The organism is Pseudoalteromonas sp. P1-26, assembly GCF_001401795.1.
Taxonomy (GTDB): domain Bacteria; phylum Pseudomonadota; class Gammaproteobacteria; order Enterobacterales; family Alteromonadaceae; genus Pseudoalteromonas.
In genome coordinates this window covers 25,395-48,644 of sequence record NZ_LKDX01000014.1, presented here as the reverse complement: position 1 = coordinate 48,644, position 23,250 = coordinate 25,395, and the positions used below count along the sequence as shown (strand labels likewise).

Sequence of the window (23,250 nt, the reverse complement as noted above, 5' to 3'; positions counted from 1 at the left end):
TCAAAAGGTAACCCTTTACCCATTGAAAGTACCAAAACGGTAAGCCTAGCTTGCCGTTTTTTTATTTTTAAAGTATTTTAAATTCATAATGATAAGGAGATTTGTTATGAACACTGATGGCATTACAGTATCAATGAGCAAGGGAATCAAAGCTAACTTCAAACTAGGTGAACATTTAATTGAATACTGGGGTTCGGCTTATTCAGGAAAAGAAGTACTGAAAGTAGACGGTGAATTAATAGCAGAATCACGTAACTTTAAAACTAAATCTGTTCATGAGTTTAGTATTGATGGTAAAGCCTGTCAGTTGTGTGTAAGGGTTAAACCCTTTTTTAAGTTCTCAGCCGTTATTTCATTAGAGTGTGAAGGTGAATTAGTTCAGCGCTACAGACTCACATACGGTAAAACACGAAAAGTCGCTTGGTATTTCAGGTATCTCGATCTCTTAGCTTTTTTTGTTTTGGGATGGGTATTCATGGCAGAAGCAATATCACTGAACGAGCTAATTTTACTTGCTGGTGCCATTTTAATTTTTTCCGAAATAGTTTTTAAAAATCATGGCTGGATCATCGAAGAGCAAAAGCCTTGTAATTAACTGCCTAGCATTCAATAATTAAGCGGTTAAAAGCCGCTTAACTTTGAGAGATGTAGTGAATCCCAAACAAATCCGCAATTTTTATATCAATGAAGAACAGTCTGTTTATTTACTGTCTCACCATGATGCTAAAAAGCACCGCCAATGGCTTAATATTTGTATTAAACAGCTTACTTTGCTTGGTTACAGTGACGTTGAATTAATTGGCTCTGGTGCGTTTGGATTTGTTTTTGCCGGTGTTGATGATGAAGACTTACCTTGGGTATTTAAGTTTTCACGTATAACCCTTGCACAAAGTGTACGTGACCGTTTAGAAGACGAAGCGTACATGCTCTCGCAAGTTAATAATCCGCTCGTGCCAAAATTTTATGCCTTTGAACGCATTAAAAAGCAAGGCATTTTAATGATGGAGCGCGCTCTAGGTGAAGACTTAGAAAAAATCTCCATTAAACAGGGGCGTTTTAGTGCAGCAAAAGTTATGGCGCTGGCACTTAGGCTACGTAATGTGCTTTTAGATTTACGTGAACACAAAAATGGCTTAAGCCCACACCCAATTGTGCATGGCGATATTAAACCCTCTAACATCGTTTATGATGAACAAACTAACAAGTTGTCTTTGGTAGACTGGGGCAGCTCTGTTTATGCACAAATAGATGCTGATGGTAATCCGGTTGCCAGCAATTTTATGGATCTTATGTCTGCTGATATCAGTACCACTAATGCACGTATGGGTGATGTGTACTTTATTGGTGATGAGCAAATGTCAGGCGGGCAGTCATCGCCACGTTTTGATGAACAAGGTGTTGCCTCAACCCTTTATGCATTGGCCTCTGCACAATCTTGTAGATTTGGTGCTGCGGTTATTCCGGCTACAAGCCTGAATTTACCTATGGAGCTTGCCCGGGTTATTGACGGTATGCTTTCAAAAGATAAGGCAACCAGAGATGGCGCAGGTGATTATTTTATGCGAAACATGCCTACAATGGCTAAAGCTTACCTCCCTGAGCTGCCCCGTAAAGTCATTCGCCCGTATATTCCTTATTGGTTTAGTGAGTTTGATGAACACCCAGACACGGTGGTATATAGCTCTCGTAAGCAATTTTTAAGACAAGCGGACCATAATCAACAATTACTAGATGTAAACGATGCCCAGCTCGACAGATACTACAAAGAGTTTTTATTTGATACCGGCGACACCGAAAAAGCATTTTTGGCCTCAATAAGCCGATTAGCAAAATACCCAGTAGTAGGGGGCTTGAGTTTTCATTGGAAAGAAAACTCACTGTTTGTCGAGTCTTCCCTTATTCTGCATGATGAAACGCTTGGCACTGCGTTTACCGATGCGATTAACAACACGGTGATGTTAGCACAGGGGATTGAACAAAAAGGTCTCTTTAAATGTTGCTTGTTTGATGCGCGTAAAACCATTCAGCTCGAGCGTGATGGCACAGGTGCGTTTAAGTTTGAGAATTTACCTGAGCTTGATTACGAAGTAATGGATGTACAAGCCTCAGACGTAACCAGGCCACACTCTTACTTTGAAGATGGTAAAGACCCTGATGAGCAATTACAGCTCCCGAAAAAGGTTATAAAGTGCGTATTTGAGCTAAACCAAATACACCACACGGGCTGTATCATTTTCGAAGCCTTACCTGATAGGATGAAAATACATCATTACTATCGTTTGCTTGATGCCAGTAAAGAGCCTGAATTTAAACGCTTATTAAGTAAGCTTATGCAGTACGCAGTTAATATCACAGATGTAGGTGTGGCAGGCTTTATGAAGCTACCTTACAAAAATACCCGTGAATTTAATTTATGTACTAAACAGCCCGATGAGTTTTATCCGCGAGATCCCAAAAGAGTGGAATGCTAAAAGCTAACCTGATTCAAGCAGTTAAGGAGAATAATAAACATGGACTACAGCCCAAATTATAAAAATTATTCATTAGATGAGCTATTAGATGCTCAAAAGTATATTGATAAAGAAAGCTTCCCACAAAGAGCGCAAGAGTTAGAATTAGAGATTGCAAATAAATTAAAAGACCCAGAAATAAAAGCAGAGTTTGAAGAGCTAGAAACGAGTAAAAGGTATGCTACTTTTTGGCCTCGTTTTTGGGCTGCTATTATTGATGGCTTAATTTTTACAGCATTACTTTATATCGAATGCTTACTCTTTGACGTTGAATATTCTTACGAAAACTCGATTTTACAAGCTGTTAATGGCTTTCAGTACATTGGCTATGTTGTTTTCATGCATGGGTTTTATGGTCAAACACTTGGCAAGATGGTCATGGATGTTAAAGTCCTCAATCATGAAACCGAAACGAGCATTACGCTTAAGCAATCGGTTCGCAGAGAATCTGTTAATATTGCTATTAACTCGTCTTGGATTCTATTAGTTTTTTCTATTTCAATATCGTTACAACAACTTGGTAGCGTACCTGCGGTTTTAACTTATTTAATTATGGGTCTGAATTCATTAGCTACAGTTTGGGCATTGTCAGAATTTATAACCATGCTGTTTAATGAAAAGCGTCGTGCAATACATGACTTCATCGGTAGAACGGTTGTTGTTAGATTGTGATAAGGAGATCTACAATGACAACCGTAAAAAAACACCTTAATTACCTAATGATGTAGTCGTTAGTTCTTTTTGTAGTGGCTAATAATAGGTATTGTTTATTCATCCTTTCAATTTATCTAAAGGCTTTCAGTGAATGCTAATGTCTAAAGTCCTTGTCGAGAATTTATATTATGATGGGCCAAGAGGGGGTATCACATCTATTGAGGGGAGACATTACAGGTTTGTTTCAGACTTCAATGATGACAGTGGATTTACTGATGAGTTTTCTCTTTATTTAATATCGGAATCTGAACTTCAATTAGAGATTGAGCAATGGCAAATTTTTGTTAAATGGAATAAAAAATATCAGTCAGGTGAATTAAAAGCCGATAGTCATCCTGGGCATGGTGGTATATCTAAAAGATGGGATGAAATAGAGCAAGCTTTGGCAATTAACAGAAAAGATACGTCAAACTTTAAATTTAAAGCTACAGCGACCTTTACCCGGAATGATCAAGAACTGCAATATGATTTAAATGGCCCTTGTTATGATGTTTCTTGGCACTTTCTTTAATTATAAGTGTATTTAAAAAACGATGGCTACTCGCTAAAAGTTACAGTGTTTTTTATTCATTTCAAATAAAAAGCTTTTTATAGAGCCTGACATTCACTTGCTAATGCAAAACATACAAACACTGACTACTACATATCAAAAGCGTAAATTAAAAAACCTGCTAAATAGCAGGTTTGTGGGTAATTGGCTTTTACTTATGCTCTTCAATTATCTCAGTGATCCCTTCAGCAGAAAGTATCTCTATCAAATAACCATCTGGGTCTTTTATAAAGGCTAGACCTTTCATAGAGCCATCGTCTGGTTTTTTTACAAACTCAACATCGTATCTTGCAAAACGCTCGCATGCTGCATATACGTCTGGCACACTAATACCGATATGACCAAAGCCTTTTGGTTCATCATTACCACTATGGTAACCAGCAAAACTGTCGTCGTTTTCTGTGCCCCAATTGTGTGTAAGCTCGATAAGAGCAGGGCGACGAAACACCCACTGTGCTTTTTCTTTAGCTGTGCCTTTTGGCATTTCTTGCTCATAACCTAAAAAGTACAGCGTAAACTCCATTTTAGGGAAGTCATATTTACCCAGTAACTTCATGCCTAAAACGTTTTGGTAGAAATCTAAAGAAGGCTTTGGATCTTTAATGCGCAACATTGTTTGTTGCATCACGAAATCTTGCGTTGCATTTGCGATTTGTTCAGGTGATTCGTTGTAGTTAGACATACACATCCTTTTTTAATGACATTAATGATGATTAACTCAGTCTAACATATTCAAGTTACCCTTAAATTAATAACAAATAATATTAACGTCTTTAGATAGCCCTTCAAATCTTAACTTGCTAACTCAAATAAAAAACCGCCCTTAAAGGCGGCTTATTTCAACTAATAGCTAAAAGCTTATAGCTCAGAGCTAAAGCTTAATTACCCCAAGGATTACTCGCACTTGAACGTTGTTTACGGGTGCGGGCTTTTTGCTTGGCTTCTTTTTTAGCGTGAATACGTTTAGCGTCAGTAAAACTTAACTCACATGGTTCACCTGGTTTTTGATCAGCAGGGATCACACGATCGCGCGGCGGTAATTCATAGTTTACATCATCTGGGCGTGGTAAATTTTTGAGACGATACAAATAAAAGTTCTCTACTTTTTCTTGTGCCCATTGGGTTTTACGTAAAAACTTAACCGCAGATTTTACATCTGGGTTATTCTTAAAGCAGTTCAAACGCATATAGGCGTGGAGTAATTCCCAGCCATATTGTTCGACAAGCTCTGTCACTACTTGCTCGATACCAACACCTTGCAGTGGGTTATTGCTGAAAATTTCTTTATTACTCATTAGACTGTCCGGTATTACAAAACTAGGGTAAGTATAATTGCCTTTACCCTAGTTTTATAGCTAACTTGCTAAGAATGTTTATATTCGAGCTAATTCTTTACAATTGACCACTACACGGCCGCGAATTTCACCTTTTAATAAGGCTTCTGCATTTGCAACGGCTTCAGAAAGTGGAATTTCTTGCGAAATAGCATCGAGGTACTGAGCTTCAACTAACTCACTTAAACGTTGCCATGCTTCAATTCGGTCAGCTTTAGGGCGCATTACACTATCTATACCCATTAGACTAATGCCACGAAGGATAAACGGAGCTACTGTTGCTGGAAAGTCCATACCTTGTGCTAAACCACACGCTGTTACAACACCACCGTATTTAATCGATGCACACACATTTGCAAGGGTGTGGCTACCCACAGAATCAATTGCGCCAGCGAATTGCTCTTTAGCGAGTGGTTTCCCAGGTGCTGAGAATTCTTCGCGTGATAAAACGCGTTTTGCGCCTAATTTTTCAAGGTGATCTGCTTCGTTCATTCGTCCTGTTGTCGCAACTACATCAAAACCTAGTTTATTTAATAAATAGATAGCAAAACTACCCACGCCGCCATTAGCACCGGTAACAAGAATTTCGCCACTTTGGGGTGTGATACCTTGTTTTTCTAAAGCGATGATACTCAGCATTGCCGTATAACCTGCAGTACCAATTTGCATAGCCTGTTTTGGTGTTAAATTAGCAGGGAGGGGGATGATCCAATCAGCACTCATAGACGCTTTTGAACTCAAACCACCTAGGTATTTTTCCCCAACACCAAAGCCATTTAACAGAACTTTATCACCTACTTTAAATTCATCGCTTTTAGAGTCTGTTACTGTACCTGCAAGGTCTATCCCGGGGATCATAGGAAATGTTCTTACCACAGGTCCTTTACCTGTAATGGCTAGGGCATCTTTGTAATTCAATGTACTGTAGTCAACATCAATATTTACATCTTGCTGGTGGATGCTTTCTACAGGAAAGTCTGTGTATTCGGCACGGTAGCCTTGATCATCTTTGTTTATAACTACCGATTTTACTGATGTTGTCATGTTGACTCCTTTTAGACCGATCGTCTTTTAATGGTTAAAATAAAACCGTATTTAAACGGCTTTATAAAATTAAGCGTAAAAATTGTGCTGTATAAAGGGTAAGCGGTTCACTTGATTTATCAAGTTTAGAGCGCATCACTGCGCCTTCCCAGCCAATCCAGAAGAACTCAGCAAGCATTTTGCAATCTGATGATTGAGGAATTTGCTTTTGCTTCTTAGCATCAACTAAGCATTGCTCGATTAAAGCTTGCCAGTTGGCGTAAGCCTGTTTTATGCGGTCAATCATAGGCTCATCAAGGTGACTGATTTCTTGGTTTAAATTACCTATTAAGCAGCCGCGTTTAAACTCAAACTTTGCCATGCCTTGTTTGGCGTCATTGGCAAATAGCACAATCCTCTCAAGAGGGGTTGTTGAATCGTTGTTTAGGTGGCGTTTTAACTTTGCCTGAAAATAGCTGTCGTAAGCATCAATGAGTGCTAAGCCAAAATCATTCTTACTTTTGAAGTAATGATAAAAAGAGCCCTTAGGTACCTGAGCTGATTTTAATATTAAATCAATGCCGGTTGCGCTAAAGCCTTTTTCGGTTAATACAGCTAGCCCCGTATTAATCAAAAGGGCGCGGGTATCTGCATTTGAACGCGCTATTTTTGGTGGCCTGCCACGACGGCTTGGCACAGAGTTATTTGTTTCCATACCGACTATATTAGACCGATCGGTTTTTAATGTGCAAGCATTAAATTGACTAAATTGTAATCATCATAATTTTGTCATGATTACAATTTAATTGGGAACTTTGCCGAAATTGGCTTGGTCACAAATAATGAAGCTAGAAGAGCTGTATCGTTTTTAGCTGAATTTAAGTGTATTAATAGATGGTTTTAGTTAAAGAGGTACGACCACTTAGTCATTTAAAATGTTAATTCATTTGAGCATCAGCACGTTAGTTATTGTCAATTTATTTAATTGCTTTTTGCTATTTGAATTTAACAGTTTTATTAACTATTCATTAAATGTAGATGTCAATTTCGCTACATATCTATAAATATAAAAAGGTGAGGATATTACCTATGAAGAGACAGAAAAGAGATCGTTTAGAAAGAGCTCATTCTCAAGGTTATAAAGCAGGCTTGGCAGGCCGTTCCAAAGAACAATGCCCTTATCAACAAATCGACCCTAAATCTGAGTGGTTAGGTGGCTGGCGAGAAGCCATTGAAAACCGAAACATGTTTAAAACTTAATATAGGCACCTTATTTACGCAAAAAAGCCCCATTTAGGGGCTTTTTTGTATCTGCTATTTTGTATCTTAAATTAAAGATTAAAACGCAGATGTATCTTGGAAAAGACCTACTTTAAGATCTTTTGCTTCATAGATTACGCGGCCATCTACTTCTACAGTACCATCAGCCATACCCATGAATAATTTACGTTTAATAACACGCTTCATGTCTAAACGATAAGTTACTTTTTTAGCTGTTGGTAAGATTTGACCTGTGAATTTAACTTCACCAACACCAAGTGCACGACCAAGACCAGGACCACCAGACCAACCTAGGAAGAAACCAACTAATTGCCACATAGCATCAAGACCAAGACAACCAGGCATTACTGGGTCACCTTTAAAGTGACAGTCGAAGAACCAAAGATCAGGGTTGATATCTAGTTCTGCAACGATTTGGCCTTTACCGTGCTCACCACCATCAGCAGTGATAGAGATAATGCGGTCCATCATTAGCATGTTGTCACTTGGTAAACGACAGTTGCCTTCACCGAACATTTCACCTTGACCGCAAAGGACCAATTCTTCTTTTGTATAGCTGTTTTTAGGTTCCATAACTCTCATTCATCGCTTAGAAATTGCCCCGTACTTTAGCGTACACTTGTACGCTAAACAACTCGGAGCAGTTAATTATTTGCTATTTTTAGCTTGTTTTATGACCATTTAATTAAACTGTCGCTGATAAAGGGAGATAAAACCGCGCATTGTGAAGTAAAAATCATTATAATTGCTGTGATTCTTTAACCAGTCTAAAGGAAATTTATGATCCTTTTTGTAAACTCACTGACAGTGATTGATTTTTCTTACTTGTGTAATAAACGCGGCGCAGTTGGCGAGAGCTGGATTGTGGATTTAACTCTGCACGGTCAATTAAATGATGAGTCGATGGTGCTTGATTTTGGCTTAGTTAAAAAGCAAATCAAGGGCATTATTGATAACTGTATCGACCATAAACTTGCTGTGCCAGCTTCTCTAAACGGTTCACTAAAACAGCATGCTGAGCACAGCGTGCTAGATTGTCACTTTGGTGATAATTATCACTTAGCTATGAGTGCTCCTAACCAAGCATACTGTTTAATCGATGCTGATGTTATTGATGAAAAATCTGTAACTGAGTTTTTAATTAAAACTATTATGCCTGAGCTCCCTAGCAACATCGAAAAGATTGAAATTAATTTATACCCAGAGCATAGCCAAAGTTTTTATTATCATTACAGCCATGGTCTTAAAAAGCACGATGGTAATTGTCAGCGTATTATTCATGGTCATCGCTCTCAGATTGGTATTAGCCTTGATGGTATGGCTATGCCTCGCTTACAAAAAGAGTGGGCAGATAAATGGGAAGACATTTATCTAGCAACAGCTGAAGATGAAATCAATAAATCAGACCTTAAGCATGTAACTGCACAACAGAACGATGTGTGCTTTGCTTACACATCACAGCAGGGCTATTTTGAAATGGCGATAGACAAATCACGCTGTGACATTTTACCTTGCGATACTACGGTTGAGTGCATTGCAGACTACTTAAGTTCACAAGTTAAAAACCAATACCCTGATTCAGAAGTTAAAATTACAGCTTACGAAGGGGTTGGCAAGGGGTCAATCAGTTATGCGTAAAGGATTATTTATAGCAGCATTTGCAGGATTGTTTTCTTTAACTGCAAGTGCTGTTGAATTAAAAGGACATTTAACTCAAGGCGGTTTAGTAACAGGCCAAATTGATGGCGCTAAAAGTGTTAGCTTCAATGGTGAGCCTCTTAAGCTTTCAACAAATGGTGAGTTTGTATTTGGCTTTGGTCGTGATGCCAAGCCAAATCATAGCCTTTCTTGGGTTGATAGTGCTGGTGTAAGCCACGAACAAGCAATTGTGATCACTAAGCGTGATTACAAAATTGATAAAATCACCGGTGTAGCAAAAAAATATGTTTCGCCACCTAAAGAAGTGTCTGAGCGTATTAGCCGTGAAGCTGTAGCTGTACGTAAAGCTAGGCAAGTCAATTCTGACTTAAGGTACTTTTTAGACCCTGTTTATAAGCCGGCAACGGGGCGTATTTCAGGTGTTTATGGTAGCCAGCGTTACTTTAATGGTGAACCTCGCCGCCCGCACTTTGGTTTAGACATTGCTAATAAAACGGGTAGCCCAGTGTATGCACCAGTGAGCGGCACAGTTGTTTTTGCTGATGCTGACTTATATTACTCTGGTGGTACCCTGATTCTTGACCATGGCCATGGTGTTACCTCTACTTATATTCATTTAAGCAAATTAGATGTAAAAGTAGGTGACGAAATTAAGCGTGGCGATAAAATTGCCGAGATCGGTGCGACCGGCCGCGTAACTGGCCCACATTTAGACTGGCGTTTTAATTGGAAAAATGAACGCCTTGACCCTGCGCTAATGATGCAAGACACATTAGCTAATAAAAAGTAGAGACTATGACACAACAAATCGATCGTGACGCTATTATTGCAAAGCGTATTGCTGACTCAACAACGTCGGTAACAAAAACAGTTTTTCCTGGCCGTACTAACCACCACAATACTTTGTTTGGCGGTGACGCGTTGGCATGGATGGATGAAGTAGCGTTTATTGCTGCTACACGTTTTTGCCGTAAGCCACTTGTAACGATTTCGTCTGACCGTGTTGATTTTAAAGAGGCCATTCCGGCTGGTACATTTGCAGAGCTTATTTCTAAAGTTGTACACGTAGGTAATACTAGCCTTAAAGTAGATGTTGAAATCTTCTTAGAAACAATGCACAAAGACGATAAACACTTAGCTATTTCGGGTAGCTTTACGTTTGTTGCTGTTGATGATAACCACAGACCAACTCCGGTAGTGTGCGACAAAATGATCAACGGATTCGAATAAGACTTACAGTAAGTTTTAATTAAGTACCTTCGGGTGCTTAATTTAATACATAAGAAGAACACATCATACTATATTTGTATTAAGCATTTCTCAGCAAGGAACAAAATATGCAGCTATAAGTTATCAGAGGAGGGGAGCGATGCGTTTAATATTTTTATTCTGTTATATAGCTATATTAGTGTTAGCATTTAATCAATTCGATGGTTACTTATTCGATTTGGCGGCCGCTTTACGAGGGTTGCTGATTGTATGTAGTTTTTTACCTGCATTTTTTTTGTTGTGGTGGAACAAAAAACTATCTCTCAGTTTAATTGCTCTAAGTATTTGCTTAGTACTATTTCATTTTAAACCTTACTCATCATCTGAAGCGACTCAAAACACAGATATCAAAATCGCCCAGGTAAATTTGCAATATAGTAACCCTAACTTAGCAAATATCATCACTAGCCAATTTATAAATGCGCAAAATGATATCTTAGTACTGTTTGAATTCAATGATACGCATCGGCATGTGCTTGATGAGCTAAACTCGAAATATCATTTATTTGGTTATGCTGAAGTTGAAGGGGCGCCATTTGGCATTATTGTTCTATCAAAACTTCCTATCGTACAAAGGCAAATTATACGGTTTGATAATCCTAAGCTTGGCTACGTAAAGCTTAGCTTTTTATATAATAACGTTATGTTAAATAGTGTGTTTTTACATCCTCCATCACCTAGAACTCAAAGTTTGTGGAGTCAGAGAAACTTAGTTTTAAGTGAAGTTGCTTCAGAAATTAAAAAGTTAAAGGGGAGTTGGTTAGTTGCTGGTGATTTTAATACAGTACCTTGGTCACGATACTTTATGAGTATTAAAAGCAGTTGTTTTAATCACGCAGGTTTTTATACATCTTGGTCTTTAAAAAACCAGCTAAGTGATTTAAAAGTTTTGGGTTTACCAATAGATCATTGTTTAGTGAGTGAAGATGTTTCTTTATCTAATGTTGGTGTTAACTCTGTAAACGGCAGCGACCACAAACTGCTGCACTATGAACTCACATTTTCTACGCATTGATTAAATTTAAGGTGACTATTTTCAATTAATATATCAACCAGCATAGTTAGCTCAAAGTTATCCCAAGGTTTTGCGGTAATCATATTAGCTATATTATTGTTAAGCGCACTTTTAGAAGCTTCTAGCTCTGCATAGCCGGTAATCAAAAGGCGAGAGCAGTTCGGCTGTAGCAATTTAATGTCCTCTAAAACAGCAAAACCACTGATTGCAGGCATCAACAGATCACAAATGACTAAACTAATTGGGTTCTGTTTCGCATACTCAATTGCCGATAGAGGGTCGCAGAAACAAATTACATGGTTATTAGTACCTAATAATCGTTTTAGCGACCTTAAAATTGCTTCATCATCATCGATGATTACAATGTTTTTTCTCATGAATGTGCTCCAAATAAGTGCTTCAAGTCATAGAGCATATGTTTAAAGTTTCGTTTATGAGGGAATAGCCAAAAGGCTTTATTCGAATACATAAGTGCTTTTGAATACTGACCAAGTTCACGATAGAACTCGCCATAACATTCACTTAAACGTGCTTTGATTTTTTTAAGTTCATTGTTTGATACAACAGATTGGTTACGATTAATAATTTCAACCATAGCCGCTAGTCTATTTTCCCTATTTGATGTTATAGAGTTAGCACGCATTAGATAGTGCATTGCACACAGCGTTGAATAACCTACATAACCTTTTTTTGCTATTTTTAACCAGCAATCTAAATCGGTAGCGCTACTTAACTTATTGTCAAAACCACCCACATCAACAATGGTTGAACGTTTAACCATGACCGACGAAGTCCCAACGATATTGGTTGTGATCATTTGGCTTATTGGATTATCTAGAAACTGGAAGTCTGTGTTTTCTTTATTGCATTTAAATTCGGGCCAATAATCAAAACAGCCAATTATATCTTCGTTGTTTTCATTAAAATGCATGTAGTCAGTAAAACTTAAAACACAGTCTGGATGTTTTTTATGAAATGCTAACTGAGCTGCAAGTTTATCGGCTGACCAATAATCATCGGCATCTAAAAAAGCTACGTACTCTGACTTTGCTTGTGTAATTGCAAGGTTACGAGCAGCGACAACGCCTTTTCTTTGTTGGCTAAATATGCGTACTTCACTTTTGTCAGCAGCAAGTTGCTCAAGGTATTCTTTACTGCCATCTGTAGAGCCATCATCAACAATAATAATTTCGAAATTAACATTTTTTTGCTGGTAAATGCTGTTAATACAGGTATCTAGATACTGCAAACAGTTGTAGTTAGGAATGATAATACTGACTTGGCTGTTCATAATATGCTCCAATAGCATTTCTTCACGTAGTAAAGGATACGCAATTTAGACGCCAGCTTTAAATCTGTATTTTCTGTGAAATTACTCAGCCTTTTCTCTTTGTGCGTTGCATTTTGCAAATCTTCGGTAATTTTTTATCTCAATTCGGGAATATTTCGGTTTTTTTGCTGGGTATGGAACTTGCCATAGCTCTTATAACAGTTTTTATAGGAGCGTTTTTATGAAGCACATTGCTATTTTGGTTCCAAGCTTTCCAATTGCATCTGAAACATTTGTTGTAACGGAAATTAAAGCTCTTCTAAATGCAGGGCATAAGGTGACAGTTCTTACATTTGAAAAAACCAGTGTCATGATTAACTTAACCAGTGCCATTGAAGTTAAAAAAATCACTAAGCCTGCTTTTAAATCAATCTTACCTTCTATGTTGAACATTTATAAGTTAGCAAGGGCAACGCATACTGCAGCTCAATTTAAATCAATTTCAACACAATCCTTGCTTGCTTATGGTTATCAAATTGCACGTTATATAAAAGCTGCAAAGATAGATCATTTACATTGCCATTTTATGCATGGGCCTCTTGCATACGGTATCGTTGCGGCAAAACTTGCTGACATTACAGTATCTTCTATTGGTCATGGCCATGATGTTTACGTAAACAACGCAGACTTAAAACCTAAATTAGCTCTTTGTGATTTTTCAATAGCAGTTTGTGAAGAAATGGCTATGCAATTTAAACGCTTTTCGAAGAGCAATGTCAAATTGTTGCATTGTGGTATCGATACTAGCCAATTTAAGTTTGTACCATCGTCCCTAAATGAATCTGTTCGTTTAATTTTTATCGGTCGTCTAGTCGAAAAGAAAGGGCTGCAATTCCTATTACCGGCACTTAAACATATTCCAAAAGAGTTTGGTATAACCCTAGATATAGTAGGGGACGGGCCAATGCTTAATGATTTAATGTATATGGCTGAAGAGCTTGGTATTCGTAAATCTATACGCTTTCTAGGTGAAAAACCTCATGATTGGGTTAGCTCAAACCTAATTTATTATTCTGCGCTTATCGCCCCTTTTTGCGTCGCAGAAAATGGCGACCGTGATACAGGCCCGTTAGTTTTAAAAGAAGCCATGGCTTGTGGCCTTCCTGTTCTCACTACCACCTTAATGGGGGCAAACGAAATTGTAACCCCAAGTGTTGGTATGAAATGTATGCCAGGTAGTATCTCAGGACTCAGCAAAATGCTTTATAAATTTCACCAATTATCTCCACATAAGCGTTATCTACTTGGTCAAAATGCTAAGCAACATGTAAACGAGCATTACAACGCAGTTAAGCAAGCTCAGCAACTTTCAAAATGGGTTGAATCTTTATAGGGAGGTTTTATGAGTAACTTAAAACAAATTGGTTACTTTGCTTTAGCTATTTTTGCAGTAAAAGGGTTTGGCTTTTTACTTTTACCAATTTCAACTCGCTTTTTAGAAAAGAGCGAGTTTGGTGAGCTGAACTTTTTGGTGACCATGTCAGCGCTATGCTCTTTAGTGGTTTCTCTTGGTTTACCTGAGCTACTACTAAAACAACAGTACCCATCTTTTCGTGAAAAAATGGCATTATTTAGAGACTCTCTGGTATTAACAATCTGCTTTAGTGCGCTTTTTTTAGGCTGTAGCTTTATATTTAGCGAGCAAATTATTGCAACCTTACCTGCGCAAATAAAGGTGATTGATTTTAGGTTACTTATTTTAAATTTAACTTTTGCCTCGGTACTTGCTATCCCGTACACCTACTACCGATTATTTGATTACGCGCAAAAGTATTGTTTTTATAGTATTGCGCATGCTGTCATACAAACTTGTTTAACAATCACTTTGTTATTTCTTGGTTTTAATGTAACCGGTGTAATGGTTTCAGGTGTTGTCTGCACGTTCATTATTATGTGTTTAACCTTAAGTGATATGCGAAGTGCACTTAAAGTGAGCTATTCTCGCTTTAGCTGGAGAATAAAAAAATCACAGACTGTATTCTTAACTTCAATTATCGCATCAGGTTTGTTTGTTTATGCCGGTAATGGGGCTGAAAACTGGTTTATCGTTGCCGAATTTAACGAGAGTGTTTTAGCGAGTTATTACGTTGCAGCGCAATTTGCCATTATAACTTCGTTCACATTTGAGCAGATTAGGCTTTGGTGGTTCGCCAAACGTTTTAGCTTAATTAAGCAAGATAAAACGCAATATCAAAATTATGCAATAACCTCATTAAATGCAGGCTTAGCTATGTGTGTTTTAATGAGTTTACTGGCACCAATCGCTTTAAACTCAGTACTTCCTGCTGAATACCATGGCAAAGATAGCTGGCTGATTCTGTTGATTATTGTTGTTGCCATACGCCATCACAGCGATATTTTTAATATTGGTTGCTACATGCATAAAAATGGTGTGTTTGTATCAATTATAAATTTCTTTACGGCACTTTTAGGCCTTAGCCTGCTGTACTTTTTAGTGCCAAAACTTGGTGTTGAAGGCGCTATTTTGGCGCTAATCATTATGCAAAGTTTTAAATTAGTTTGCCTTTACTCAGTTAGTCAGCATTTCGAACCTCTAAAGCTAAATTTTGCAGCATTAATACCAAGCTGGTTAGCATTAGGCTCTATAACACTGATCACTTTACAGTTTAGCGAACTAAGTTTGGCTAAATGGATTGTATATTTTATCTATATTGTTGGTATGGCTTATCAATATAGAGCATTAATTAAGCAAGTAATAAAAAGCTTAATGAAGGAGCATCACTATGCTCAATTACTATAAACAAAATCAGTTATTCATTAATGGCATTTTAGTAACCTTACTTGTGGTTGTTACCTATGCCATTTTGGGCCCGATAGCAGTATTTGCATTGCTGCTATTACCTTTTGCCGCTTTCACTGCAGTAAAGGTAAGTGTGGCTTTTATAATTTTGTTTATTTTATTTAGCTACTTTAGATTACACGAAGCTTTTCCTTTTTTAATGCCTTTTAAAATTCCTAAGTTACTCGCGCTTGCGTCGCTATTGGGAATAGCTTGGCACCTGTTTATCTCACAAAAATTAAAGCCACATTGGCATACCAATCATCTGATATTTTTTGTTTGGTTTATTTGGCTGACTGTTTGCGTTTTTAGTGCCTCAAATCGGGGTTTAGCGATGGAGTACTGGTCAGGTGTACTAACAAAAGTACTCATTATGGTATTTGCAATCTCGTGGTGGATGAGCACATTAAAGCATTTTAATGTGGTTAGAATTGGCATCATGATCTCAGGTGCCGCCATTGCTTTAGTTGCCCTGAGTAACAAAATGAATGGTATTGGCCTAGTAGAAGGTACCCGCGTCACTATTTCGCGAGAACTTCGCTCACAACTTGGTGATCCTAACGATTTATCACTTGTAATGATGTTTCCCGTGTCTTTTTTAGCTGCTGAAGTATTTGATTCAAGTGCCCATAAATTTAGACGCATCATTGCATTTATTTGCTTAGTTATCGCAATCAGCGGTGTTATTGCAACACAAAGCCGAGGAGGCTTACTTGGCATTGCTGCTGTACTTAGTTTCTTTATTTACCAGAAAGTTAAAAATCCTGTAGTGGTCGGCTGCATAGGTGCCGTGGGCATGTTAGCCATGGTTGCTTTTGCAGGTATTGCAGATAGACAAAGTGGCGGCTCCCATGAGGGCGGTGTTGATGAATCTGCTATGGGCCGTATTTACGCATGGCAAGCTGCAATCAATATGGCAATACATAATCCATTAACTGGGGTTGGGGTTAATAACTTTGTCGTTAATTACTATTTCTACAGCCCACATTGGGATGGCAAGAATCATGCAGTACACAGTACGTGGTTTCAGGTATTAGGTGAAACGGGCATCGTAGGAGTATGCATTTTTGTATTAGTGATTGCCTGTATTTATCGCACCTTGAACCGTGTGTTCTTAATGAATAAACAGATTAATGACAAACAAATAGATGTAAATGCGAAAGCTCTAAAGGGCGGCCTAATTGGCTTTATGGTGTCAGGCACCTTTTTAACTCAGGCATTTACATGGCCTATTTATATCATTCTTGCTTTAACTATTGCATTAGAAAAGCTTGTAATCGATAAACAAAGGGAGAGCTCACATGAGTGAAAATATTAAACAATGGCTTAAATCAAGTGACAGCCCATTTGCAAAATCACTTTTTCAATTTGCGAAATCGATTCGCAATCCGCAAATGTGGGTTATCCCAGGTATTCATTCATTTATATATAAATTGCATTTATTGGTTAAAACAGTAGTGAGTGAGCTAGGGCGCATTTTTTATTACACACCACTATTTAAAAGCCAAATCAAGGGCTCAAAAGCAAATTTATACCTATATTCTGGTATGCCGCAAATTTTAGGAAAACTTGAAATTAGCTGTAATGACAACACACGAATTAGTGGCATCAGTACTTTTTGTGGGCGTAGTCATGGTAATAACACACCCAAACTTATAATTGGCAGTAATGTAGATATTGGTTGGCAGAATGCGTTTTCTGTTGGTCGAAAAATTGTTTTAGAAGATGATGTTCGCCTTGCAGGTCGGGTATTTTTAGCTGGTTTTCCTGGTCACCCTCTAAACTCTGAAAGACGTGCTCTTGGTGAGGCTGATGATGAATGCCAAGTTGGCGATATCATTATCAAACAAGGCGCTTGGATAGGCACCGGCGCAACTGTGCTTGCAGGTGTAACAATAGGCGAGGGTGCTATAGTTGCTGCAAGCGCGGTAGTTACTAAAGATGTCCCAGCAAATACTATTGTTGCTGGCAATCCAGCAAAAATTGTTAAACAGCTGGAGGGGACGCTATGAAATTTATTGTATTCGGTGAAGACTGGCAAAGTCACCCAAGTAGTACACAGCACCTATTTAAACAACTATCAAAACAACATCAGGTTATTTGGATTAACTCGATTGGTATGCGAAAACCAACATTTCGCTTGATTGATGTGAAACGAGTTTTTAATAAATTAAAAAGCCTTTTTTTATCAAAGCGCACAGGGTCAAATGCTAAAACAACGAATACTAGCCAAAACATTAATTTAACATCACACACATTAGCGGTTTTACCCTGGCACGATAACGTTATAGTAAGGCTATTTAATAAATGGATTTTTAATCGAAAAGGTTTCATAGATGATGAGCCAATTGTTTATTGGCTTAGTGTGCCTACTGCAATTAGTCTAATTTCACCGCGAGAGCAAGATAAGGTAATTTATTATTGTGGTGATGACTTCTCTGCACTTGCGGGGGTTGATCATAAAATGGTCGCGCCTTTTGAAAGTGACCTTATCGAAAAAGCTGACACCATCTATGTTGTGAGTGAGTTTCTTGCCAACAAAATGCCGAAATCTAAAGTTAAAATGCTTTCTCATGGTGTCGATTTAGAACTTTTTACCGTGCAAACCACAAAAGCCGTTGAACTTGAGCAAATAAGCAAACCTATTATTGGGTTTTATGGTTCCTTGAATGCTTGGCTTGATAAAGCCTTATTGTTGAAGCTAGCCAAAGAAAGGCCTGAGTACCAATTAGTATTGATAGGCCACCTTGTCGAAGACTTCTCTGATCTACTCAAGTTAGACAATGTAACCCATATACCGGCTGTAGAGCATGATCGTTTAGCTTCATTTTCTCAGCATTGGCAGGTATCTATCTTGCCATTTGTTGATAATGAGCAGATCAGGGCCTGTGATCCACTTAAATTAAAAGAATACATAGCCACAGGCACACCAATTGTTACAACACGCTTTGCTGCGGTTAATCCGTACCAAGAGACCATATTAATAGCAGACAACCACCAGGGCTTTATTGAGCGATTAGACTATGCTGTAAGCCTAAGTAAATCAAACAACTTAAATTGGCGAGCCAACCAATCTCAGCAGGCAAGTGATCATAGCTGGCAAGCAAAAGCCAAGCTAGTCTGTAAACAACTTAGGTTTTGCTAAATAAACCTTTCAACCCAAAGCCGCATCTTGTATCGCTACAAGATGCGGCTTTTTCATTTTGGCTCATTAACTGCAATTAACTAACTATCTATAGAAATCTCGGTTGTTTTTATCAATTTGCAAATTAAAACCGAGCAATTTCGCAAAATGCAAAGCAAAAGGTAAAGTATGTTAGTTAAAGAGCAGATCAAACGGTTAATTTATTTAGGGCTTTATGCGCTTTACACGCGTATTAAGCTCTTTATTATTCCGTTTTGCATTGTGCCAATCGTCGTCATTGCACTTGGTTTATCTGCTCAAAAACAATATACCAATCACGCTACCATCTTAATTGAAGAGTCAGCACTACTTAATCCTTACTTAGATGATCTGTCTTTCTCGTTTCAGCTTTCTGACCGTATGGCAGCACTGCGTACCTTAGTTATCAGCCGCAAGGTACTTATTGCAGTAGCAAAAGAAACCCAGTTAATAGCTGAAGATGCTACGCCAAAGCAAGTTGAAGAAATCCATCAAAAACTATCTAAAGCACTATCACTTTCGTTAATTGGTGATGAGCTGGTCCGCATTAACTTTATTTGGCATGACCAATCACAAATGAAGCCAGTGCTTGAAAAGGTGGTAGAAAAATTTATTGAACGTTTATTAGCACCAACAAAGGCATCACTTGATACTTCTGAGCAGTTTTTCTTTAAGCAGCTGGATAGTTTACGCGAAGAACTTGAGTTATCAGAAGAGGCACTTGCTGATTTTAAAACCAAAAACAGTAACACCTTACCCGATGTTTTACATAGCAATCGCCAAACCTTCGACAGCTTACTAAGTGAAAAACAACAAAAGCTGATTGCTCTTTCAGGGGCTAAAGCAAAACTGAATGCCTTAGTGAGTAAAGTAGGGCAAGCCAATCCAATTTTAGGCAATTTAGAAGAAAAGATAATTCGTACTGAATCAGAGTTAAGTCTTTTGAGAACACGCTATACCGATAAACATAGCAAAATTATCGAGAAAAAACGCACCCTTGCAAATTTAAAAAGCCGCCAACAGGCGCTGTTAGCATCTAGTGAAGAGCTAGACACAACGAATCTTGATCAGTTATGGCAAATGGTTAATACGCTTCCTTCTGGTGATGGTAAAGAGAGCAGCGTTTTAGTTTCACAACTTCTTGCGCTTGAAGAGGCCCGTAATAATTTACTTCAGCAAGAACAAGAATTTGCAATGCTCGAAGAGCAAGTTCAGCTAGTCAGTGAACGTCTGTTAGTAACCAGTGATGTAGAAAAACAATTACGTAAACTAGAGCGTGATTACGATGTTAAACAGTCACTTTATAAAGACATGCTGAGCCGTTACGAAATGGCCAAAGTTACGGGCAAATTAGTGAAATACGAAGGACCAGACAAAGTTAAAACTATCGAGCGAGCTTATAGCCCAACACAACCTATCAATACCTCAATGCTGATGACCGTTATCGTTGGCATTGTGCTTGGGATTTTCACAGGTAGTGCAAGCGTATTTGTTGCTGCACTTTGTGACAGTCACTTAAAAGATATTAAAACCATCGAAAAACTCACCAGCGCAGAGGTGGTAACAGTACTTCCTATCGTCAATGCCGAAACTAACTTCGGTAATATTGAAGGAGATAAATCATGAATGTCATGCACTTAGTTCAACACCTACAAGTAGGTGGCCTAGAAAAAATGGCAATTACTTTACTCAAAAATAGTCAATTTAGTAGCTCGAGTATTATTGTTTCTCTTGAAGGAAACAGGCAATCTGCGTTTGAGCAATGGCCAGAGCTTGAACAATATAGCCATCGAGTTATTTGTTTAAACAAAAAACCAGGCGTGAGTATTTCTGTTATCGCAAAGATAAAGGCATTAATAAAAGAGCATGATATCGATATTATTCACAGTCATCATGTTGGTCCTGTTATTTATGCTGGCCTTGCTTGTGCGTTGACCGGTGATACGGTTCGTCATATATCAACAATTCATGATGCCTGGTATTTAAATAACGTTAAACAATGTACATTCACTAAGTTACTTAACTCATTAACGAATATTTATTGGGTCGCAGATGCACGCATTGTTGCCGATGAATTTAGAGCTAAAACGGCAATCATTCCTGAGCGCACCATTTTAAATGGTATAGATTGCGATAACTTTGTTGCAATTAATCAATCAACCGCCAGAAATCAGCTCAATTTACCCCACAAAGTTAAGCTAGTTGGCTGTGCTGCAAGGTTAATTGAAGGTAAAGGACACAAAGATCTTATTCATGCATTGCATTACTTACCTGAAGATTACCATATGGTGTTTGCTGGAGATGGCGATCAAAAAGTCATTTTAATGAATTTGGTACGTAATTTAGGGCTTAACGAGCGTGTGCACTTTTTAGGCAACGTTCACGATATGCGAGCCTTTTATTCGAGTATCGACGTGATGTGTTTGTATTCACAGCGTGAAGGTTTGCCATTATCGATTATTGAAGCCATGGCATGTGGTATTCCAGTTGTAGCGTCTGATGTAGGTGGAATTCATGAAGTTGTCACCGATAACGAAGGTGAGCTTGTGTCTTTGAACGAGTTTAACAAGCTTGCACCGGCTATTTTGAGAGCATGTAAACTGCCACATGGTCTTTGCATTCGTCATCATGCTATTGCAGTCGCTGATGCAAGAACCATGAGTAGTAAATACGATAATTTATATTCTGCATTAGCAGTGTAGGAGCCAACCATGACTATTTTTACTACATTATTTATCATTTTAATGTGTATTGCTGCGTATCATCATATTGGCTACCCATTATTACTAAAGTGTGTTGCAAGCAAAAAGCAAAAACCAAGCAAGCAAACCGTTTTTGATGACAACTACACACCGAATATTGCTGTTTTGATGTGTGCTTACAATGAACAACAGCATATTGCAGAAAAGCTTTATAACTTAGCATCACTAGTTTATGACACTCATCATTATTCTATTCATGTTTATTTTGATGGTTGCACCGATAAAAGCTATCAACAAGCTCTTAAAGCACAGCAGGTATTACATAAGCAAGGCGTGCAGTGCTATTTTCACCATCGTGATGAAAACCAAGGGAAAGTACAAGGGTTAAATACCTTGATGGGGATGGCAAAATATCACAATGATATTTTACTGTTCACTGATGTTAGTGCTTTATTGAGTATTGATGCATTAAACAAAGTAGCTAAGCAATTTAGTGATCCGCAAGTGGCAATTTCGACAGGTGTTTACACCTTAGATGAAAATGCACCAGATGCGCAAAAAGCCTACTGGCAGTACCAAAACCAAGTGAAAAAATCCGAGTCAAACCTTGGCGCTGTGATTGGCGTACCTGGGGCAATGTTTGCAATGCGCGCTGAGTATGCAAATGAATTAGAAAAAAACATCATTAACGACGACTTCGTGCTATCAATGAAAGCTTTAAGTAAAGGCGGTAAAGCCATTGTCGATGAAGACGTAGTCATTTACGAGCGCGAATGCGATGAGCAAAGTGAAGATTATAAACGCCGAGTAAGATTAGGTGCCGGTAATTGGCAACAAATAAAAGCGCTGCTTTTATTACTTAACCCGCGTTTAGGTTGGACTTGTATGAACTTTTTCTCGCACAAAGTATTACGTGGGGTTATGCCAATTATTTTAGCCTGTATTTATGCTTGTGTATTTATAGAAGCTATCGTCACACAATCTGTATGGTCACAATTGATAGCTACAGGCATTTTATCGCTTCACACACTGCAAGCGGTTAAAACTATATTCGCCTTTAAAAGACGCATTCCTATCGTCGATAAAGTTAATTACATCTTAAATAGCTACTTTTTAGCACTTTGGGGGATCATTCGTTATGAACAAGGTTACTTCGACACCCCTTGGCAACGTGTAAAATCTGCGAGTAAAGCACAAACCAAATCTGTTATTAAAGTCATCAAAAGAAGCTTAGATATTGCAGGTGCCTTATTTGCACTAAGTCTAGTTTGGCCTGTTTGTTTAATTGCAGCACTGGCTATAAAGCTTACATCTAAAGGTCCTATCATCTTTAAACAACTTAGAGTGGGTGAAAGCTCAGATGACTTCGTTGAGTTATTTTATGTTTATAAGTTTCGCTCTATGGTGGTTGATGCTGAGTCACGTTCTGGTGCTGTGTGGGCCAGTAAAGATGATCCAAGAATAACGGCAGTAGGGCGCTTTATGCGTAAAACACGAATTGACGAACTTCCGCAATTAATTAATGTGCTTAAAGGTGAGATGTCATTAATTGGCCCAAGACCAGAGCGCCCTGTGTTTTATGGTAAATTAGAAAAAGACATTCCTTATTTTTGCCAGCGTACTTACGGGGTTAAACCAGGTATTTCTGGTCTTGCTCAAGTGATGAACGGCTACGATGAAACCATTGACGATGCACGCAGTAAAATTGGCTGGGATTACGCCTATTCACTGAGTATGTCATCACCGCGTGCTTGGGCGAAGCTTGAGTTTTCAATTGTGGTTAAAACATTACAAGTTGTCTTTACTGGCAAAGGGCAGTGATACCAATCCACGTCTTTTTTACCAAATAAATTAAGCAAATCACGTTGCATAATGCAAATTAACAGCAAAAAGTTAATTG

At 38.2% G+C, this 23,250-nt stretch carries 24 protein-coding genes; 17 read left to right on the top strand and 7 right to left on the bottom strand.

Features of this window, described 5'->3' with window-relative positions:
- Positions 1-106 precede the first annotated feature (106 nt).
- The 4 genes from AN394_RS09265 to AN394_RS09250 all read left to right on the top strand — a co-directional run bounded on the left by AN394_RS09265 (position 107) and on the right by AN394_RS09250 (position 3,735).
- Positions 107-595: a hypothetical protein gene (locus AN394_RS09265; RefSeq protein WP_054561512.1), complete on the top strand. Its 489-nt coding sequence runs from the start codon at positions 107-109 to the stop codon at positions 593-595.
- A 55-nt stretch (positions 596-650) separates the two neighbouring features.
- Positions 651-2,471, top strand: a complete 1,821-nt coding sequence (locus AN394_RS09260) for a protein kinase domain-containing protein (protein ID WP_055021356.1) — start codon at positions 651-653, stop codon at positions 2,469-2,471.
- A 39-nt stretch (positions 2,472-2,510) separates the two neighbouring features.
- Positions 2,511-3,182 (top strand): RDD family protein, encoded by a 672-nt coding sequence (locus AN394_RS09255; protein ID WP_055021355.1) that lies wholly within the window; start codon positions 2,511-2,513, stop codon positions 3,180-3,182.
- Between the two features lie 139 nt (positions 3,183-3,321).
- The gene (locus AN394_RS09250; protein WP_152968925.1) at positions 3,322-3,735 is read left to right on the top strand and encodes a hypothetical protein; all 414 of its coding nucleotides are present in this window, start codon (positions 3,322-3,324) and stop codon (positions 3,733-3,735) included.
- Positions 3,736-3,925: 190 nt separating this feature from the next.
- Here AN394_RS09250 and gloA read toward each other — a convergent pair whose 3' ends face one another.
- The 4 genes from gloA to AN394_RS09230 form a co-directional block, all read right to left on the bottom strand.
- Positions 3,926-4,456, bottom strand: a complete 531-nt coding sequence (gene gloA / locus AN394_RS09245) for a lactoylglutathione lyase (RefSeq protein WP_055021353.1) — start codon at positions 4,454-4,456, stop codon at positions 3,926-3,928.
- 196 nt (positions 4,457-4,652) lie between these two features.
- Positions 4,653-5,069: a VF530 family DNA-binding protein gene (locus AN394_RS09240; RefSeq protein ID WP_055021352.1), complete on the bottom strand. Its 417-nt coding sequence runs from the start codon at positions 5,067-5,069 to the stop codon at positions 4,653-4,655.
- Positions 5,070-5,147: 78 nt separating this feature from the next.
- Entirely contained in the window at positions 5,148-6,152 is a 1,005-nt protein-coding gene (locus tag AN394_RS09235) for an MDR family oxidoreductase (RefSeq protein ID WP_055021351.1), read from the bottom strand.
- A gap of 61 nt (positions 6,153-6,213) precedes the next feature.
- Positions 6,214-6,846, bottom strand: a complete 633-nt coding sequence (locus AN394_RS09230) for a TetR/AcrR family transcriptional regulator (RefSeq protein ID WP_055021350.1) — start codon at positions 6,844-6,846, stop codon at positions 6,214-6,216.
- Between the two features lie 374 nt (positions 6,847-7,220).
- Here AN394_RS09230 and rmf point away from each other — a divergent pair, with 374 nt between their 5' ends.
- Positions 7,221-7,391, top strand: a complete 171-nt coding sequence (gene rmf / locus AN394_RS09225; protein WP_036968408.1) for a ribosome modulation factor — start codon at positions 7,221-7,223, stop codon at positions 7,389-7,391.
- Positions 7,392-7,469: 78 nt separating this feature from the next.
- Here rmf and fabA read toward each other — a convergent pair whose 3' ends face one another.
- Entirely contained in the window at positions 7,470-7,985 is a 516-nt protein-coding gene (fabA, locus tag AN394_RS09220) for a bifunctional 3-hydroxydecanoyl-ACP dehydratase/trans-2-decenoyl-ACP isomerase (RefSeq protein WP_054553819.1), read from the bottom strand.
- A gap of 207 nt (positions 7,986-8,192) precedes the next feature.
- On the opposite strand from fabA, the gene AN394_RS09215 reads away from it, so the two are divergent.
- The 4 genes from AN394_RS09215 (at position 8,193) to AN394_RS09200 (ending at position 11,355) form a co-directional block, all read left to right on the top strand.
- Positions 8,193-9,050: a 6-carboxytetrahydropterin synthase gene (locus AN394_RS09215; RefSeq protein ID WP_055021349.1), complete on the top strand. Its 858-nt coding sequence runs from the start codon at positions 8,193-8,195 to the stop codon at positions 9,048-9,050.
- Positions 9,043-9,861, top strand: coding sequence for a M23 family metallopeptidase (locus tag AN394_RS09210; protein ID WP_055021348.1), 819 nt, complete (start codon positions 9,043-9,045; stop codon positions 9,859-9,861). The genes AN394_RS09215 and AN394_RS09210 overlap by 8 nt, the downstream gene beginning before the upstream one ends.
- 5 nt (positions 9,862-9,866) lie before the next feature.
- Positions 9,867-10,301 (top strand): acyl-CoA thioesterase, encoded by a 435-nt coding sequence (locus AN394_RS09205; RefSeq protein WP_054561502.1) that lies wholly within the window; start codon positions 9,867-9,869, stop codon positions 10,299-10,301.
- A 139-nt stretch (positions 10,302-10,440) separates the two neighbouring features.
- Entirely contained in the window at positions 10,441-11,355 is a 915-nt protein-coding gene (locus AN394_RS09200) for an endonuclease/exonuclease/phosphatase family protein (RefSeq protein ID WP_055021347.1), read from the top strand.
- On the opposite strand, the gene AN394_RS09195 is transcribed toward AN394_RS09200, so the two are convergent.
- Together AN394_RS09195 and AN394_RS09190 are read right to left on the bottom strand one after the other, a co-directional pair.
- Positions 11,328-11,732, bottom strand: a complete 405-nt coding sequence (locus tag AN394_RS09195) for a response regulator (RefSeq protein ID WP_055021346.1) — start codon at positions 11,730-11,732, stop codon at positions 11,328-11,330. The two genes, AN394_RS09200 and AN394_RS09195, sit on opposite strands and share 28 nt — an antisense overlap.
- Positions 11,729-12,646, bottom strand: coding sequence for a glycosyltransferase family A protein (locus tag AN394_RS09190; RefSeq protein ID WP_055021345.1), 918 nt, complete (start codon positions 12,644-12,646; stop codon positions 11,729-11,731). The genes AN394_RS09195 and AN394_RS09190 overlap by 4 nt, the downstream gene beginning before the upstream one ends.
- A gap of 220 nt (positions 12,647-12,866) precedes the next feature.
- Here AN394_RS09190 and AN394_RS09185 point away from each other — a divergent pair, with 220 nt between their 5' ends.
- The 8 genes from AN394_RS09185 to AN394_RS09150 all read left to right on the top strand — a co-directional run bounded on the left by AN394_RS09185 (position 12,867) and on the right by AN394_RS09150 (position 23,171).
- Complete coding sequence (locus tag AN394_RS09185; protein ID WP_055021344.1) at positions 12,867-14,018, top strand: glycosyltransferase; 1,152 nt, start codon at positions 12,867-12,869, stop codon at positions 14,016-14,018.
- Positions 14,019-14,027: 9 nt separating this feature from the next.
- The gene (locus AN394_RS09180) at positions 14,028-15,446 is read left to right on the top strand and encodes a lipopolysaccharide biosynthesis protein (protein WP_055021343.1); all 1,419 of its coding nucleotides are present in this window, start codon (positions 14,028-14,030) and stop codon (positions 15,444-15,446) included.
- The gene (locus tag AN394_RS09175; protein ID WP_055021342.1) at positions 15,430-16,794 is read left to right on the top strand and encodes an O-antigen ligase; all 1,365 of its coding nucleotides are present in this window, start codon (positions 15,430-15,432) and stop codon (positions 16,792-16,794) included. The genes AN394_RS09180 and AN394_RS09175 overlap by 17 nt, the downstream gene beginning before the upstream one ends.
- Positions 16,787-17,497, top strand: coding sequence for an acyltransferase (locus AN394_RS09170; RefSeq protein ID WP_055021341.1), 711 nt, complete (start codon positions 16,787-16,789; stop codon positions 17,495-17,497). The genes AN394_RS09175 and AN394_RS09170 overlap by 8 nt, the downstream gene beginning before the upstream one ends.
- A complete protein-coding gene (locus AN394_RS09165) occupies positions 17,494-18,630 on the top strand; it encodes a glycosyltransferase (RefSeq protein WP_055021340.1) in 1,137 nt (378 codons plus the stop codon). The genes AN394_RS09170 and AN394_RS09165 overlap by 4 nt, the downstream gene beginning before the upstream one ends.
- Before the next feature lie 168 nt (positions 18,631-18,798).
- Positions 18,799-20,274 (top strand): GNVR domain-containing protein, encoded by a 1,476-nt coding sequence (locus AN394_RS09160; protein WP_054561493.1) that lies wholly within the window; start codon positions 18,799-18,801, stop codon positions 20,272-20,274.
- Positions 20,271-21,350 carry a glycosyltransferase gene (locus AN394_RS09155; protein WP_055021339.1) on the top strand — a complete coding sequence of 360 codons (1,080 nt, stop codon included), beginning with the start codon at positions 20,271-20,273 and terminating at the stop codon, positions 21,348-21,350. The genes AN394_RS09160 and AN394_RS09155 overlap by 4 nt, the downstream gene beginning before the upstream one ends.
- A 9-nt stretch (positions 21,351-21,359) precedes the next feature.
- A complete protein-coding gene (locus tag AN394_RS09150; protein ID WP_055021338.1) occupies positions 21,360-23,171 on the top strand; it encodes a sugar transferase in 1,812 nt (603 codons plus the stop codon).
- Positions 23,172-23,250: the final 79 nt, after the last annotated feature.

Excerpts from the sequence above, each read along its gene's own strand:
- AN394_RS09265 (WP_054561512.1), top strand. The coding sequence starts at position 107 with ATGAACACTGATGGCATTACAGTATCAATGAGCAAGGGAATCAAAGCT.
- AN394_RS09255 (WP_055021355.1), top strand. The coding sequence starts at position 2,511 with ATGGACTACAGCCCAAATTATAAAAATTATTCATTAGATGAGCTATTA.
- AN394_RS09250 (WP_152968925.1), top strand. The coding sequence starts at position 3,322 with ATGTCTAAAGTCCTTGTCGAGAATTTATATTATGATGGGCCAAGAGGG.
- gloA (WP_055021353.1), bottom strand. The coding sequence starts at position 4,456 with ATGTCTAACTACAACGAATCACCTGAACAAATCGCAAATGCAACGCAA.
- AN394_RS09240 (WP_055021352.1), bottom strand. The coding sequence starts at position 5,069 with ATGAGTAATAAAGAAATTTTCAGCAATAACCCACTGCAAGGTGTTGGT.
- AN394_RS09235 (WP_055021351.1), bottom strand. The coding sequence starts at position 6,152 with ATGACAACATCAGTAAAATCGGTAGTTATAAACAAAGATGATCAAGGC.
- AN394_RS09230 (WP_055021350.1), bottom strand. The coding sequence starts at position 6,846 with ATGGAAACAAATAACTCTGTGCCAAGCCGTCGTGGCAGGCCACCAAAA.
- rmf (WP_036968408.1), top strand. The coding sequence starts at position 7,221 with ATGAAGAGACAGAAAAGAGATCGTTTAGAAAGAGCTCATTCTCAAGGT.
- fabA (WP_054553819.1), bottom strand. The coding sequence starts at position 7,985 with ATGGAACCTAAAAACAGCTATACAAAAGAAGAATTGGTCCTTTGCGGT.
- AN394_RS09215 (WP_055021349.1), top strand. The coding sequence starts at position 8,193 with ATGATCCTTTTTGTAAACTCACTGACAGTGATTGATTTTTCTTACTTG.
- AN394_RS09210 (WP_055021348.1), top strand. The coding sequence starts at position 9,043 with ATGCGTAAAGGATTATTTATAGCAGCATTTGCAGGATTGTTTTCTTTA.
- AN394_RS09205 (WP_054561502.1), top strand. The coding sequence starts at position 9,867 with ATGACACAACAAATCGATCGTGACGCTATTATTGCAAAGCGTATTGCT.
- AN394_RS09200 (WP_055021347.1), top strand. The coding sequence starts at position 10,441 with ATGCGTTTAATATTTTTATTCTGTTATATAGCTATATTAGTGTTAGCA.
- AN394_RS09195 (WP_055021346.1), bottom strand. The coding sequence starts at position 11,732 with ATGAGAAAAAACATTGTAATCATCGATGATGATGAAGCAATTTTAAGG.
- AN394_RS09190 (WP_055021345.1), bottom strand. The coding sequence starts at position 12,646 with ATGAACAGCCAAGTCAGTATTATCATTCCTAACTACAACTGTTTGCAG.
- AN394_RS09185 (WP_055021344.1), top strand. The coding sequence starts at position 12,867 with ATGAAGCACATTGCTATTTTGGTTCCAAGCTTTCCAATTGCATCTGAA.
- AN394_RS09180 (WP_055021343.1), top strand. The coding sequence starts at position 14,028 with ATGAGTAACTTAAAACAAATTGGTTACTTTGCTTTAGCTATTTTTGCA.
- AN394_RS09175 (WP_055021342.1), top strand. The coding sequence starts at position 15,430 with ATGCTCAATTACTATAAACAAAATCAGTTATTCATTAATGGCATTTTA.
- AN394_RS09170 (WP_055021341.1), top strand. The coding sequence starts at position 16,787 with ATGAGTGAAAATATTAAACAATGGCTTAAATCAAGTGACAGCCCATTT.
- AN394_RS09165 (WP_055021340.1), top strand. The coding sequence starts at position 17,494 with ATGAAATTTATTGTATTCGGTGAAGACTGGCAAAGTCACCCAAGTAGT.
- AN394_RS09160 (WP_054561493.1), top strand. The coding sequence starts at position 18,799 with ATGTTAGTTAAAGAGCAGATCAAACGGTTAATTTATTTAGGGCTTTAT.
- AN394_RS09155 (WP_055021339.1), top strand. The coding sequence starts at position 20,271 with ATGAATGTCATGCACTTAGTTCAACACCTACAAGTAGGTGGCCTAGAA.
- AN394_RS09150 (WP_055021338.1), top strand. The coding sequence starts at position 21,360 with ATGACTATTTTTACTACATTATTTATCATTTTAATGTGTATTGCTGCG.